The sequence below is a fragment of the Streptomyces sp. NPDC001220 genome, from assembly GCF_053597895.1.
Window position 1 is genome coordinate 238,156 of the sequence record NZ_JBSFJE010000012.1, and the last position, 14,527, is coordinate 252,682.

Consider the following 14,527-nt stretch of genomic DNA (forward strand, 5'->3'; position numbering starts at 1 on the left):
CTCACCAGGTCACCGGAAGTGCCTCGGGTCCCCGGATCAACGCGCCCTTTCTGAAGGGGACCTGGTCCGGAGGTACGGCGAGCCGCAGTCCGGGGAGCCGGTCGACCAGGGCGTCGACCAGGAGTTCCTCCTCCAGCCTGCCGAGCTGGCCGCCCGGGCAGTAGTGCGGGCCGAACCCGAAGGACACATGCGGGTTGGGACTGCGGGCGAAGTCGATCGTCTCGGGGTCCGGGAAGACCTCCGGGTCGCGGTTGGCGGCCAGGTACGAGACGTAGATCGCGTCGCCCGCACGGATCCGTACGCCCTTGATCTCCACGTCCTCCGTGGCGATCCGGGACAGTCCCACCGCGCTGCGGTGCGGGATGTAGCGCAGCAGCTCGTCGATCGCCCTGGGGCGGATCTCCGGCTCGCTGCGCAGCCGGTCGAGGAGGTCGGGGCGGGTCAGCAGCAGGTAGAACATCTGCCCGCTGTTGTTGGTGACCGCCTCGCCGCCGATCTGGAGGAGGACCGCGAGACCGACGGCCTCCTCCAGCGTGACCTCGCCGCGGCCCACGGCCGCGCCCAGCAGGGAGGCCACGTCCTCGCCCGTACTGCCCTCGCGCAGGGCGATGAGGTCGCCGAAGTAGGCCCCCATCTCGCGCTTGGCCTTCTCGCTGACCTCCTTGCCGTGGCTGGAGGACAGGATCAGCTGGGTCCAGATGTGCATGGTGTGCCGGTCGGCGGCCGGAACGCCCATCACCTCGCAGATCACCGCGATGGGGAAGGGGCTCAGGACCGTCGCCGTGAGATCGGCGGGCGGGCCGTCCAGGACCAGCTCGTCGACGAGCTCGTCCAGCATCCGGCGCGCCTTCTCGCGGACCCGCTCCACGCCCTTGGAGGTGAGCGCGGAGGCCACCGACCGGCGCAGCCGGGTGTGGTCGGGCGGGTCCAGGAAGCCGACCGCGCCACGGTCCGGGATGAAGTGCGGGGCGAGCCGGGTGACCGGCTGCTCCATCACCGCCTCACGGCTGAACCGGGGGTCGTTGGCCACCACCCGCACGTCGTCGTACCGGGTGACCAGCCAGGCCCAGCCCTCGCCGTTGGGCAGTTGGATCCGGGTGACCGGACCCTCCCGCATCAGCTCGGCCAGGGTGGGGTCGAAGTCCACCCCCGTCAGGTCCAGCACCGTCCAGTGCCGGACCGGACAGGTGGCCTCACCGGCCGCCTCGTCGGCGGAGTCGAGTGGTTCGGTGAGCGTCATCTCGGTCAAGCCGCCTCTTCGTCCGAACGCCGCCAGCGACCCAGCGACATTTCCGCGGTGATGCCGGGACCGAAGCCGGCCAGCAGGCCGCGCGCCTGGTGCTCGGCACCGCCCTCGTCGAACATCCGGCGCAGAGCGTCCAGGACGACGGCGCTCGCGATGTTGCCGTACTCGGTGAGCGTGGCCCGGCTGAACCGGAACGCGTGCGGATCGACCTGGAGGAACTTGCTCAGGTCGTCCAGGATTCGCGGCCCGCCCGCGTGGACTATGTAGAAGTCCAGGTCGGACGCGTTCCAGCCGTGCAGTCCCGCGAGGTCCTGGAGGGCCGGCGCGAGCGGCTCCATGGTCGCCGGGACCCGCTTGTCCAGCAGGAAGTGGAACCCGGTGGCCCGGACGTCGTACATGATCCACTCTTCGGTCTTGGGGATCAGGTACGAACCGTTGCGTTCGAGCTCGACGCCGGTGCCGCCCTTGCCGCGGACCACGGCGGCGGCTATGCCGTCACCGAAGAGGCCGTTGGAGAGCAGCGAGCCGACGCCGAGGTCGGTCGGCTGGTAGCACAGCGAGCAGAACTCGCAGGCCACGATGAGCGCGTTGGCGTCCGGGTACGCCGAGCAGAAGTCGTGCGCCCGGTTGATCGCCGCTCCGCCGGCCGCGCAGCCCAGCTGCGCGATGGGGATCTGGCGGGTGGTGGAGTCGAAGTCCATCTCGTTGATCAGCCACGCCGTGAGCGAGGGCATCATGAAGCCCGTGCACGAGACGTAGATGATCACGTCGATGTCGCTGGTGAGCAGCTCGGCGTCGTCGAGCGCTCGTTGGATGACTGCGGGGACCCGGGCCTTGGCCTCGACCTCGTAGAGCTTGTTGCGCTCCTCGAAGCCGGGGTGCTTCAGGGTTTCCTCGATCGGCTGCACGATGTGCCGGGTGCGAACGCCCGTGTTCTCGATCAGTCTCAGCGCCAGTGGCAGCTGCGGGTGGTTCTCGTGGTGGGAGCGCGCCAGTTCCAGCGTCTCCTCCATCGTGATCACGTACTCCGGGACCGACACTGAGGGTTTGCACAAAGTCGCCATGAACCGTGCCTGCTTTCAGCCTTCCGGCGGGTTTGGGCCCGACCGGTCAGAGAGGTGGTTCACCTCAGGAGGTGGTTCCCTCACGATCACCCGTGAGGGCGATGATCTCTCGCCGGACTACTCCGAACCGGTGACCCCGTGTCAGGGTCGGATCAGCGCAGAGGTATCCAGACGAGGAGGACGCGATGCCCGGCACGGCCGCGGAAATGCTGAAAACGACCAGGTCAGAGCTTGCCCCGGACCCGAACGCCAATCCATTGGTCCCCCTCGTCGCCAGCGGCCGGGCGAGCCTGGGGACACTCGCCGCACTTGCCCTGGAACAACACCACGTGATTCCCGCCGACCGGCGCGCGTTCGTGCATCTGGCGCAGCGCGCCGCCGGGGAGCCGGAGGCCGCCGGGTTCTTCACCATGCTGGCCGAGGGCGAGGAACTGGCGGCAGAGCGGCTGGGCGCGTTCACCGAGGCGTGCGAAGTGGATGAGCAGCGCAGGCAAGCGTACGAGCCCCTACCGGGCTGCCAGGCGTACCCGGCGTACATCTCCTGGCTCGCCCTCAACGCGTCCCCGACGGACGCCGTCCTGGCCATCACGGCCAACTTCGCCACCTGGGGCACGTATTGCGCCCGCATCGCCGAGGGGCTCCGCGCCCACTACGGCTTCACGGACCAGGCCTGCGCGTTCTTCGACTTCTTCGCGACACCGGCTCCGGCCCTGGACCAACAGGCGGAGGCGGCGGTGGCGGCGGGACTGAGCACCGGCCGGCTGGATGAGAAGCGGGTGTATGGCTACGGGCGCCTACTCCAGGCGTACGAAATGATGTTCTGGAACTCGCTCAGCTGAACCGACCTGCCTGTAGGGCGCGGGGCTGCATCGATGTGCGGCTACCGCCGCGTGGGCGCGACAAGCCACACTCGACCCGCACCCGCCAACTCAGCTGTTCTGCCCACTGCTGTGGGCGATACAAGCCACGTCGATCCGATCGGCAAGCTTGGCCAGCTCAATGGTCAGCGCGGCCACCGTGTCCTCGTCCAGCCCGCTCTCCCCGGCCTCCACCAGCCGGACCCACCGCCCGCCCATGGTCCGCAACAACTTACTCACGTCGGCGGCGGTCACCTGCAGGGTCCCGCGGTCGTCGACGATCAGAGGCAGAGTCACTTCCCGGTTCACACCCGGATCGTAGCCGCGCAACCCTCACGCACCCTGCCAAACGGTGGTGATGTTGCAGAACTCCCGGATTCCGTGCCCGGACAGCTCACGCCCGTATCCGGATCGCTTCACGCCCCCGAACGGAAACGCCGGGTGGGAGGCGGTCATGCCGTTGACGAACACGCCACCGGCCTCCAGATCCCGTACGAACCGGTCCACCTCGGCCTCGTCCCGCGTCCACACGTTCGAACTCAGGCCGAAGGGGGAGTCGTTGGCGATGAGGACCGCCTCGTCCAGGTCCGCGGCCCGGTAGAGCGTGGCCACCGGCCCGAACGCCTCCTCGCGGTGGATGCGCATGTCGCGGTGGATCCCGGCGAGCACGGTCGGCGGGTAGAACCAGCCGGGCCCCTCCGGCCGCTGCCCGCCGCACAGCACCCGCGCACCCGACCGCTTCGCGTCGTCGACGAGTTCCTCCAGGTCGGCCCGCCCCTGTTCGCTCGACAGCGGCCCGACGTCCGTGCCCTCGTCCATCGGGTCGCCCGTCCGCAGGGCCCGCATGCCCGCCACGAACCGCTCGGCGAAGGCGTCGTACACGTCGGCGTGCACGATGAACCGCTTCGCGGCGATGCACGACTGCCCGTTGTTCTGCACCCGAGCGGTCACCGCGATCCGTGCGGCGCGGTCGATGTCCGCCGAAGGCATCACCACGTAGGGGTCGCTGCCGCCCAGTTCCAGTACCGTCTTCTTGATCATCTCACCGGCGGTGGCGGCGACCGCGCGCCCCGCGGGCTCGCTGCCGGTGAGCGTCGCGGCCCGCACCCGCTCGTCGCGCAGGATGTCGTCGACCGCGCCGGAGCCGATCAGCAGGGTCTGGAAGCAGCCCGCCGGGAAGCCCGCCCGGTGGAAGAGGTCCTCCAGATACAGGGCGGTCTGCGGCACGTTCGACGCGTGCTTGAGCAGGCCCACATTGCCCGCCATCAGCGCCGGCGCGGCGAACCGGATCACCTGCCAGAGCGGGAAGTTCCACGGCATCACGGCCAGCACCGGCCCGATGGGGCGGTAGCGCACCCGTACCCGGGACGCGCCCGACTCCTTCACGTCCGTCTCCGCCGGCTCCTCGTCGGCCAGCAGCTCCTCCGCGTGGTCGGCGTACCAGCGCATCGCCTTCGCGCACTTCGCGGCCTCCGCGCGGGCCTGCGCCAGCGGCTTGCCCATCTCGGTGGTCATGGTGCGCGCGATGTCGTCCTGGTCCGCGTCCAGCAGGTCGGCGGCCCGGTGCAGCAGCCGGGCCCGCTCGGCGAAGGCGCTCGCGCGGTAGGTGCGGAACGTCGCCTCCGCCAGTTCGAGCCGGCGTTCGAGTTCGTCCTCGTCCATGGCCTCGAAGGTTTCGAGCGTCTCGCCGGTCGCCGGGTTCACCGTCGCGATGGGCATGGCTGACCTCCCTGGGAGCGGGTTTGCTTCGACCTTCGCGCGCGTCCCGGTCGACCGCAACGCGTGCGCAGCTGTTCAGTCCGTGTGCTCCGCCAGCCGGTCGAGAAACGCCGCCTGCGCCTTGACGATCACCTCGCGGGCCCGGTCGGGTGCGAGCCAGGCCACCCGGTCCAGCTCGGGGAACTCCTGGACCCGGCCCGAGCGCGGCGGCCACTCCATCGTGAAGGTCCCTGGGTCCAGGGCGGCCGGATCCAGGTCCGCCTCGATCGCCCACACCGTGACGATCTTGCCGTTGCTCTGTCGGACTTCCCCGAGGGCGATCGCCTCGCCGTCCGGCGGCGGCAGCCCCAGCTCCTCCTGGAACTCCCGGCGGGCCGCCTCCCAGGCCGTCTCACCGGGCTCGTACTCGCCCTTGGGGACGCTCCACGCACCCGCGTCCTTCTTGGCGAAGTAGGGCCCGCCCATATGGCCGAGCAACACCTCGACGCCGTGCTCGGTGTACCGGAACAACAGCAGTCCGGCGCTTCGCTTCGGCTCCGTCAACGCCGTACCTCCGGGTGGGCGGCCAGCAGGGTCTCCACCGTATCGGCCTCCTGCGGCCGCTTGTCCTCGCGATAGCGGATGACCCGGGCGAACCGCAGGGTCACACCGGCCGGGTAGCGGGAGGACCTCTGCAGGCCGTCGTAGGCGATCTCGACGACGAGTTCGGGGCGTACGGTCACCACCCAGCCGTTGTCCGAGACCTCCAGTTCTTTCAGCCGGGCGGTCTGCCACTCCAGCATCGCGTCGGTCATGCCCTTGAAGGTCTTGCCGAGCATGGCGAAGCCGCCGTCCGGGGTGCGGGCGCCGAGGTGGAGGTTGGAGAGCCTGCCGGTGCGGCGGCCGTGCCCCCACTCGGCGGCCAGGACGACCAGGTCGAGGGTGTGCACCGGCTTCACCTTCAGCCAGGAGGCGCCGCGCCGGCCCGCGCTGTAGGGGGCGTCCAGGGCCTTGACGACCACGCCCTCGTGGCCGCGTTCCAGGGTGGCGGCCAGGAACTCCTCGGCGGCCGCGGTCCGGCCGGGCCCGGACACCAGCGCCCGGCGGACCCGCATCGGCTCGGGGACCAGCCGGGCCAGTTCCGCGTGCCGTTCGGCGAAGGGGAGGTCGAGGAGGTCGTGGTCGCCGACCGAGAGCGCGTCGAAGAAGACGGGGGAGACCGGCACTTCCCGGGCGGCCTTCGCCACGTCCGTCCGGGAGCCGACCCGGCCCGCCGTCTCCTGGAAGGAGCGCGGGCGGCCGTCGGCGTCGAAGGAGATCACCTCGCCGTCCAGGACGAACCGGTCGCCGCTCAGCTCTGCTGCCGCGGACGTCACCTCGGGCAGCCGTTCGGTGATGTCGTCGAGGGTGCGGGTGAAGACCCGTACGGTGTCCCCGTCCCGGTGGACCTGGACCCGGATGCCGTCGAGTTTCTCCTCGACCACACAGGCGCCCAGCTTGCCGACCGCCTCGGCGACCGAGGAGGCGGTGTGCGCCAGCATGGGCAGCACCGGGCGGCCGACGGTCAGCCGGAAGCGGGCCAGGGCCGGCGGGCCGTCCGCGAGCAGGGCCTCGGCCACCGCCTGGAGGGACCCGGCGAGCATCACCGCCCGGCGCACGTCGGCCGCGTCGGCGCCGGTCGCCTGCGCGAGCCCCTCCACGGCCACCGCGTCCAGGGCGCCCTGCCGTACCTCACCGGTGATCAGCCCCAGCAGGAAGCGCTGCTCGTCGGCGGTCGCCGCGCCCATCAACTCGCCCACGATCCGGGCGCGTTCGGCCTGTGAACCGGGCCCGGCGACCTTGCCCAGCCCGGTCAGCCGGGTATCGACCTCACGGACCGTGAGGGACGGCTCGGCGGCCGGCGGGACCGGTCGGCTCAGCACCTTCCAGCCGACGCCGAGGCGGCCCTGCGGGAGACGGCCCGCCAGATAGGGGATGACGACCGGTACGTCGTCCGGGGCCGTCTCCCGGAAGAGGTCGGCGAGCAGTGCGGTCTTGCGGGACCGGGCCGCGGTGGCGGCGACCTCCCGGGACACTTCGGCGAGCCGGGTCAGCAGCATGCAGCCATGGTGCAACGGCCGGCTCCGGACTACACCCGCACGGCGGCGTCCAGGTCCGCGAAGAGCAGCTCGCCGTTGATCGCCGCGCCGGCGCGGTAGCCCCGGCTGGCCGCGTTGACCACCTGCTCGGCGAAGCCGCTCGCGTTGCCCGCCGCCCACAACCCCGGCACGGTCGTCTGCCCCCGCTCGTCGATCACCGGGTAGGCGCCGAAGGGGGTCTGCGCCAGCTCCGCGCCCAGCCCGACCAGCAGGTCGTTCCGCGGGACCGGGCGCGGGGCGACGAACAGGGCCTCCCGCGCGTGCACGCCGCCGTCCGAGAGCCGTACGCCGGTGAGCCGGTCGTCCTCGACGCGCAGCCCCGCGACCTCGCCGGGCACCACCCGGACCCCGGCCGCGGCCAGCCGCCGCAGGTCGTCGTCGGACAGCTCGGTCCCGGCGAGCTGGTGCAGGAACAGCGTCACGTCCTTGGACCACTGGGTGACCATCAGCGCCTGGTGCACGCTCATCGGGGTGGTGGCCAGTACACCGAAGGCCTGGTCGCGGACCTCCCAGCCATGGCAGTACGGGCAGTGCAGCACATCCCGGCCGAACCGCTCGGCCACTCCGGGCACCGGCGGCAGCTCGTCCTTCAGGCCGGTGGCGACCACCAGCTGCCGGGCCCGGACCTGGCGGCCGCTCGCCAGCGACACCGTGAAGTCGCCGTCCCTGGACGCCTCCACCGCCCGGTCCCGGACCAGCTCCACGCCGTACCGCGCGATCTCCTCGCGGCCGGCGGCCAGGAACTCCCCGGGCGGCATGCCGTCCCGGGACAGGAAGCCCTGCATATGGGCGGCGGGGGCGTTACGCGGCTCGCCCGCGTCGACGACCAGGGTGCGGCGCCGGGCCCGGCCCAGGACCAGCGCGGCGGACAGCCCTGCCGCACCGCCGCCGACGACGACCACTTCGTACGTATCGGTCATGGTGACCACCTCCGTCGGCGACGGTCGCGCACCCGTGTCCGGATTGACAAACCTCTTTGCCGAAACTGCAATACGTCCATGACTACGGACGACGTTCTCGCGGGAGTGGGCCCCCGGCTGCGCAAGCTCCGCAAGGAGCGGGAGGTCACGCTCGCCGCCCTCTCCGAGACCACCGGCATCTCGGTCAGCACCCTCTCCCGGCTGGAGGCGGGGCTGCGCAAGCCCAGCCTGGAGCTGCTGCTGCCGATCGCACAGGCCCACCAGGTGCCCCTGGACGAACTGGTCGGTGCCCCGCCCGTCGGTGATCCCCGGGTGCGGACCAAGCCGATGGAGCGGTACGGCCGCACCTTCTGGCCGCTGACCCGGCAGCCCGGCGGCCTGCAGGCCTTCAAGGTGGTCGAACCGAAGCGGAAACCCGATCCCGAGCCGCGTACCCATGAGGGCTACGAGTGGTTGTACGTGCTGTCCGGGAAGCTGCGGCTGGTGCTCGGCGAGCACGACGTCGTCCTGGCGGCGGGGGAGGCGGCCGAGTTCGACACCCGGGTGCCGCACTGGTTCGGGTCGACGGGGGAGGGGCCGGTGGAGTTCCTCAGCCTGTTCGGGCCGCAGGGGGAGCGGATGCATGTGCGAGCACGGCCGAGAAGTACGGCGTGACGCGTCCGGCGTACCGCCGGCTGTTCCCTCAGCGGCAAGCGACCGCTTAGTATGCGATGGACCCCGACGAAGCAGTCTGTGGAGGCACCGCATGCAGGCATGGCAAGTGCACGAGAACGGCGAGCCGAGCGAGGTGATGCGGCTCGAGGAGGTGGAGCGGCCCACGCCCGGCGACGGTCAGGTCCTGCTCAAGGTGCGTGCCGCCAACATCAACTTCCCCGACGTGCTGATGTGCCGGGGCCACTACCAGGTGCGCCCGCCGCTGCCGTTCACGCCCGGCGTGGAGATCTGCGGTGAGACCGAGGACGGGCGCCGGGTGATCGCCAACCCCGTGCTGCCGTACGGCGGCTTCGCCGAGTACGCGGTCGCGGACGCCGCCGCCCTGCTGCCCGCGCCGGACGCGCTGGACGACGCGGAGACCGCCGCCCTGCACATCGGCTACCAGACGGGCTGGTTCGGACTGCACCGCCGGGCCGGGCTCCAGGCCGGCGAGACGCTGCTGGTGCACGCCGCCGCCGGCGGGGTCGGCAGCGCGGCCGTACAGCTCGGCAAGGCGGCCGGGGCCACGGTGATCGGTGTGGTGGGCGGCGCCGACAAGGCGGCCGTGGCCCGCGAGCTCGGCTGTGACGTCGTCGTCGACCGGCGCGCCGAGGACGTGGTCGCCGCCGTGAAGGAGGCCACCGGCGGCCGGGGCGCCGACGTGGTCTACGACCCGGTCGGCGGCGAGGCGTACACCCAGTCGACCAAGGTCGTCGCCTTCGAGGGCCGGATCGTCGTCGTGGGCTTCGCCAGCGGCACCATCCCGAGCCCGGCGCTCAACCACGCCCTGGTGAAGAACTACTCCATCCTGGGCCTGCACTGGGGCCTGTACGCCACCAAGAACCCCAAGCTGATCCTGGAGTGCCACCGGCAACTCACCGAGCTGGCCGCCAAGGGGGCCGTCAGGCCGCTGGTCAGCGAGCGGGTCCCGCTGTCCGGGGCCGCGGCGGCCGTGCAGCGCGTCGGTGACGGCGTCACCACCGGCCGGGTCACCGTCGTACCGAAGGGAGCCGGGGAATGACCGACACCGCCGAACTCCAGCGCCGTACAGCCGAGTTGCTGGCCGCGCACCCGCCCGCCACGACGGACCGGCTGGACTTCCTCAAGGCCCGCTTCGACGCCGGACTCGCCTGGGTGCACTACCCGGAGGGCCTCGGCGGCCTCGGCGCCCCGCGCTCCCTCCAGGTCGTCGTGGACGCCGAACTGGAGGCCGGCGGCGCCCCCGACAACGACTCGCGCCGCAACGGCATCGGACTCGGCATGGCCGCGCCGACCATCCTCAAGTACGGCACCGAGGAGCAGAAGCAGCGCTACCTTCGGCCGCTGTGGATCGGCGAGGAGGTCTGGTGCCAGCTGTTCAGCGAGCCCGGCGCCGGCTCCGACCTGGCCGCGCTCGGCACCCGCGCCGTCCGTGAGGGCGACCAGTGGATCGTCAACGGGCAGAAGGTGTGGACGTCCGGCGCCCACAACGCCCGCTGGGCCATCCTGATCGCCCGCACCGACCCGAACGTGCCCAAGCACGCCGGCATCACCTACTTCATCTGCGACATGACCGACCCGGGCGTGGACGTCCGGCCGCTGCGGCAGATCACCGGCGAGGCCGAGTTCAACGAGGTCTTCCTCACCGACGTCCGCATCCCGGACTCCCGCCGCCTCGGCGGGACCGGTGACGGCTGGCGGGTCGCGCAGACCACGCTGAACAACGAGCGCGTCGCCATCGGCGGTATGCGGCTGCCCCGCGAGGGCGGCATGATCGGCCCGGTCGCGAAGACCTGGCGTGAACGCCCCGAGCTGCGCACCCACGACCTGCACCAGCGGCTGCTGAAGCTCTGGGTCGAGACCGAGGTCGCCCGGCTCACCGCCGAGCGGCTGCGCCAGCAGCTCGTCGCCGGACAGCCCGGCCCCGAGGGCGCCGGCATGAAACTCGCCTTCGCCCGCCTCAACCAGGAGCTCAGCGGCCTGGAGGTGGAACTGCGCGGCGAGGAAGGCCTGTTGTACGACGACTGGACCCTGCGCCGGCCCGAACTGGTGGACTTCGTCGGCCGGGACGCCGGGTACCGCTACCTCCGCGCCAAGGGCAACAGCATCGAGGGCGGGACCAGCGAGGTCCTGCTGAACATCGTCGCCGAGCGCGTGCTGGGCCTGCCGGCCGAGCCGCGCACCGACAAGGACGTCGCGTGGAAGGACCTCGCCCGATGAGCACACAGCCCGACCTGCTGTACTCGGAGGAGGAAGAGGCGCTGCGGGCCGCGGTGCGGGACCTGCTGGCCGACCACTGCGACGCGCCGGGCGTCATCGCCCGCACCGAGACGGACGCCCCGCACGACCTGGCGGCCTGGAAGGCCCTCACCGAGGGCATGGGCCTCGCCGGACTGCTGGTGCCGGAGAAGCAGGGCGGCCAGGGCGGCTCGCACCGTGAAGCCGCCGTCGTCCTTGAGGAGTTGGGGCGGGCCGTGGCGCCCGTGCCGTATCTGAGCAGTGCGGTGGTGGCCACGGAAGCGCTGCTCGCCTGCGGCGACGAGGAACTGCTCGGGAAGCTGGCGTCCGGGCGGACGATCGGTGCGCTGGCCGTGGGGCTGCATGTCGCTCCGGGGGCCGACTTCAAGGCCGTACACGTCGAACAGGGCCGGCTGCACGGTGAGCTGACCGGGATCGCGGATGCGGTCGCCGCGGACGTGCTGCTGGTGCCGGGGGACGACGGGGGGCTGTACGCCGTCGAGGCGGCGGCGGTCACCGTCACCCCGCAGGTGTCCTTCGACCTGACCCGGCCGCTCGCCTCGGTGACCCTCGACGGGGCCGTCGGACGCCGGGTGGGCGACGCCGAGCCCGCCGTGCGGCGCGCGCTGCGGGCCGGGGCCGGGCTGCTGGCCTCCGAGCAGTTCGGTCTCGCCGAGTGGGCGCTGACCGAGACCGTGCGGTACCTCAAGGAACGCAAGCAGTTCAACCGGCCGGTGGGCGGGTTCCAGGCGCTCAAGCACCGGCTCGCGCAGCTGTGGCTGGAGGTCGTGAACCTTCGGGCTGCCGCTCGGGGGGCCGCCGATGCGCTGGCCTCCGGCGGGGACGCCGATGTGCTGGTGGCCGTTGCGCAGGCCTATGCGGGGCCGGTGGCCGTACACGCGGCCGAGGAGGCGCTGCAGTTGCATGCGGGGATCGGGATGACCTGGGAACATCCGATCCATCTGTATCTGAAGCGGGCCAAGGCCGATTCGATCGCCTTCGGTACGGCCGGGGCGCACCGAGAAGCCTTGGCCGAACTGGTCGATCTTCAGGGGCCGTGATCCAGCGGCTGTTCGGTGTGGGTGCGTGGGGGCTGGTCGGCACACGCGGCGGAGCCGCATGTTCGATACAGCCCCGCCCCCCTCACGGGGCGCCTTCACTGCGGCCCGCATGAAATGAACCGGGGGTGGCAGTCCAGCCAAATCCCTGCGCAGACGCACCAATTGGGCTCTGCTCGAACGCATACTCCCTTCGGTCCCTCAAGGCCCTACAAGGGAGGCAGAGCACATGGCCCTCACCACCCGTCGCAGAGCCCTCACCACCCTCGGCGCCGCCCTCGCGGGTGCCGTCGCGCTGCCCGGCGCGCAGGCCTGGGCGGGCGGCGGTCACCGCGGACCGCGTCCGCTGTGGCGTGCCCACGCCCACAACGACTACGAGCACACCCACCCCCTCTTCGACGCCCTCGACCACCGCTTCGGCAGTGTCGAGGCCGACATCTTCCTCGTCGGTGACCAGCTCCTCATCGGCCACACCGAGGACGACCTCGACCCGAGCCGCACCCTGGAGTCCCTCTACCTCGACCCGCTGGCCCGGATCGTGAAGGCCAACCACGGTTTCGTGTACCGGGGTCGGCGTCAGCCGCTGCAGCTGCTCATCGACATCAAGACCGAGGGATCGTCCACGTACCTCGAACTCGACCGGCATCTGCGGCGCTACCGGCACCTGTTCACGACGTACGCCCACGGCCGCGTCACCCCCGGTGCCGTCACCAACGTCATCTCCGGTGACCGTGCCGCGCGTACGCCGATGGAGGCACAGGCCGTGCGCCGGGCCTTCTACGACGGCCGGCTCACCGACCTGGGCACCGCGGCGCCCGCCTCCTTCGTCCCGCTGATCAGCGACAACTGGCAGCTCAACTTCAGCTGGCTCGGGGAGGGCGCGTTCCCCGAGGCCGAGCGGCAGAAGCTGCGCGCCATCGTCGGCCAGGCGCACGACCGCGGCCAGACGGTGCGTTTCTGGAACACCCCCGACGTGGCCGGGGCCGCCCGCGACGCGCTGTGGAGCGAGCTGCTCGCCGCCGACGTCGACTACTTCAACACCGACGACCTGGCAGGCCTGGAGAACTTCCTGGACACCCACCGGGCGTCGTAACACCACCCGATCGGGGGACGTGTCGACCGCACGGGCCTCCCCTCCGCTACGCCACACTTGCGGCCGAACGCCCCGAAACGGGCGTGGCGGAGGAGGTTCGCGATGGCCGTTTCCATCTCTGTGGTGCTGCTGCTTCTGTTCCTGGCGGTGCTCTTCATGCGCCAGGGCGGGCTGAAGATCTCGCACGCCCTGGTCTGCATGCTGCTCGGTTTCTACCTGGCCAGCACCAGCATGGCGCCCACCATCAGCAGCGGGCTCACCGCGACCGCCGACCTGGTGAGCAGTCTGAAGCCCTGAGCCGGCGGTCGGAGGCCGCCGGCTCAGGGCTTTCGGTCCGTGGCTTCCGGTCAGGGTGTCGAGAAGACCCCGATCCCGTTCGCCACGGGGCGTTCCGGGCTCTCGGTCGGGTGGTTGAGCACGCTCACCGTGCGGTCGCCCGGGGAGCGGGCCACCAGCGTCGTGGAGCCGCCGCCGTCCAGGCTGAACGCGTCGGCCGCACCCAACCTCCGCATCTCGTCGGCCACTTCGGCGATGGTCATGCCGCTGCGGTAGGCCGCCGCGCCGTCCAGCGCGAGCAGCAGGAGCTCGCGTCCACCGCTCGTGTAGCCGGCGGCGGTGCGGACCGCCGTGGTGGTGTCGTCGAGTCCGGCCGGCGGTTCACCGTTGCGCAGCACCGGGTAGCCGCCGACCGCGAACCGGTAGGGGACCTTGGAGGCGGACGCCACCATCTGCCTGCGCACGGTGACCCGTTCGCCCTTGGTGAGCTCGCGCAGCTTGTCCGCGCCGGCCTCCCGGCCCAGCAGGACCGTCGTACCCGCCGCGATGGCACCGCTGCCCGGGCTGTCGGCGGTGGCGACGACCCTGCCGCCGCGGATCCGCACCTCGTAGGTGTCCGTGCTGCAGCCGGCCGCCCGGCTGGTGTCCGAGCCGCAGGTGGCGCGCTTGCGGGAGGCCGAGCCCCAGGCGGCGGTGTAGGCGCCGACGGAGTCCTGCGCCAGCGCGTACTGGTTGAGCCCGCGCAGCGCGAGGTTCCCGCCGGGGGTGCGGACGGTGCCGGTGAGCGTCAGCCGGTCCAGCCGGGCCCGGCGGTCCACGCCGACGCCGAGCACGTCGGTGGTGTCGGTGCCGGGCGGCAGCGAGGGGCCGAACCGCTGGGCCGTCGGCACCGCCGCCTTGAGCACCCGGCCGTGGGCGATCGCCGGGCCGACGCTCGCGCCGGTCGCCTCGACGCCCGGGTGCTGGGTCTCCGTGATGTTGAAGAAGTCGCCGTTCACGCCCGCGACCGCGCCCGCCGTGTCCGCCATCGTGGACACCGGCGACCGGGCGGCCACCGCGCCGGGGTCGAGGAGGTCCACCCGGACGTGCGGATCGGTCAGGTCGACGGTCAGCAGATGGGCGTGGACCGTGCCCTTGGCCGCCGGCACGTCGAACTGCCGGTAGGTGACGCCGGACGCGATCCGTCCGGTGTCCGACACGGCGCCGGCCGGTGCCGCCCCCGCGAGGGCCGCACCGGCCAGCACGCCGGACGTCGTGAGAAGGGTGA

Annotated in this window: 15 protein-coding genes; 7 read left to right on the top strand and 8 right to left on the bottom strand. The window is 71.8% G+C overall.

What is annotated here, in order from left to right; all coding sequences use genetic code 11:
* Position 1: 1 nt before the first annotated feature.
* Entirely contained in the window at positions 2 to 1,249 is a 1,248-nt protein-coding gene (locus ACWDGI_RS28175) for a cytochrome P450 (RefSeq protein ID WP_450763588.1), read from the bottom strand.
* On the bottom strand, positions 1,246 to 2,310 hold the full coding sequence (locus ACWDGI_RS28180) for a type III polyketide synthase (RefSeq protein ID WP_351698390.1): 1,065 nt from the start codon (positions 2,308 to 2,310) through the stop codon (positions 1,246 to 1,248). The genes ACWDGI_RS28175 and ACWDGI_RS28180 overlap by 4 nt, the downstream gene beginning before the upstream one ends.
* A 185-nt stretch (positions 2,311 to 2,495) precedes the next feature.
* Here ACWDGI_RS28180 and ACWDGI_RS28185 point away from each other — a divergent pair, with 185 nt between their 5' ends.
* Entirely contained in the window at positions 2,496 to 3,149 is a 654-nt protein-coding gene (locus ACWDGI_RS28185; protein ID WP_450763590.1) for a thiaminase II/PqqC family protein, read from the top strand.
* 90 nt (positions 3,150 to 3,239) lie between these two features.
* On the opposite strand, the gene ACWDGI_RS28190 is transcribed toward ACWDGI_RS28185, so the two are convergent.
* The 5 genes from ACWDGI_RS28190 to ACWDGI_RS28210 form a co-directional block, all read right to left on the bottom strand.
* Entirely contained in the window at positions 3,240 to 3,476 is a 237-nt protein-coding gene (locus ACWDGI_RS28190) for a DUF6213 family protein (protein WP_450763592.1), read from the bottom strand.
* Between the two features lie 24 nt (positions 3,477 to 3,500).
* Positions 3,501 to 4,886: an NADP-dependent succinic semialdehyde dehydrogenase gene (locus ACWDGI_RS28195; RefSeq protein WP_450763594.1), complete on the bottom strand. Its 1,386-nt coding sequence runs from the start codon at positions 4,884 to 4,886 to the stop codon at positions 3,501 to 3,503.
* 75 nt (positions 4,887 to 4,961) lie between these two features.
* Positions 4,962 to 5,429 carry an NUDIX domain-containing protein gene (locus tag ACWDGI_RS28200; RefSeq protein ID WP_450763596.1) on the bottom strand — a complete coding sequence of 156 codons (468 nt, stop codon included), beginning with the start codon at positions 5,427 to 5,429 and terminating at the stop codon, positions 4,962 to 4,964.
* A complete protein-coding gene (locus tag ACWDGI_RS28205; RefSeq protein WP_450763598.1) occupies positions 5,426 to 6,964 on the bottom strand; it encodes an ATP-dependent DNA ligase in 1,539 nt (512 codons plus the stop codon). Before ACWDGI_RS28205 ends, ACWDGI_RS28200 begins: the two co-directional genes overlap by 4 nt.
* Before the next feature lie 29 nt (positions 6,965 to 6,993).
* Entirely contained in the window at positions 6,994 to 7,923 is a 930-nt protein-coding gene (locus ACWDGI_RS28210) for an NAD(P)/FAD-dependent oxidoreductase (RefSeq protein WP_450763600.1), read from the bottom strand.
* Positions 7,924 to 8,001: 78 nt separating this feature from the next.
* On the opposite strand from ACWDGI_RS28210, the gene ACWDGI_RS28215 reads away from it, so the two are divergent.
* The 6 genes from ACWDGI_RS28215 to ACWDGI_RS28240 all read left to right on the top strand — a co-directional run bounded on the left by ACWDGI_RS28215 (position 8,002) and on the right by ACWDGI_RS28240 (position 13,281).
* A complete protein-coding gene (locus tag ACWDGI_RS28215; RefSeq protein ID WP_450763602.1) occupies positions 8,002 to 8,577 on the top strand; it encodes a helix-turn-helix domain-containing protein in 576 nt (191 codons plus the stop codon).
* Positions 8,578 to 8,668: 91 nt separating this feature from the next.
* The gene (locus tag ACWDGI_RS28220) at positions 8,669 to 9,637 is read left to right on the top strand and encodes an NADPH:quinone oxidoreductase family protein (protein WP_450763604.1); all 969 of its coding nucleotides are present in this window, start codon (positions 8,669 to 8,671) and stop codon (positions 9,635 to 9,637) included.
* Entirely contained in the window at positions 9,634 to 10,815 is a 1,182-nt protein-coding gene (locus tag ACWDGI_RS28225; RefSeq protein ID WP_450763607.1) for an acyl-CoA dehydrogenase family protein, read from the top strand. Before ACWDGI_RS28220 ends, ACWDGI_RS28225 begins: the two co-directional genes overlap by 4 nt.
* Positions 10,812 to 11,894, top strand: coding sequence for an acyl-CoA dehydrogenase family protein (locus tag ACWDGI_RS28230; RefSeq protein WP_450763608.1), 1,083 nt, complete (start codon positions 10,812 to 10,814; stop codon positions 11,892 to 11,894). Before ACWDGI_RS28225 ends, ACWDGI_RS28230 begins: the two co-directional genes overlap by 4 nt.
* 226 nt (positions 11,895 to 12,120) lie before the next feature.
* Positions 12,121 to 12,984, top strand: a complete 864-nt coding sequence (locus tag ACWDGI_RS28235; protein WP_450763610.1) for a phosphatidylinositol-specific phospholipase C/glycerophosphodiester phosphodiesterase family protein — start codon at positions 12,121 to 12,123, stop codon at positions 12,982 to 12,984.
* 102 nt (positions 12,985 to 13,086) lie between these two features.
* A complete protein-coding gene (locus ACWDGI_RS28240) occupies positions 13,087 to 13,281 on the top strand; it encodes a hypothetical protein (RefSeq protein WP_450763612.1) in 195 nt (64 codons plus the stop codon).
* Between the two features lie 50 nt (positions 13,282 to 13,331).
* Here the strand turns inward: ACWDGI_RS28240 and ACWDGI_RS28245 are convergent, their stop codons facing one another.
* Positions 13,332 to 14,504: a phosphodiester glycosidase family protein gene (locus ACWDGI_RS28245; protein ID WP_450763614.1), complete on the bottom strand. Its 1,173-nt coding sequence runs from the start codon at positions 14,502 to 14,504 to the stop codon at positions 13,332 to 13,334.
* Positions 14,505 to 14,527: the final 23 nt, after the last annotated feature.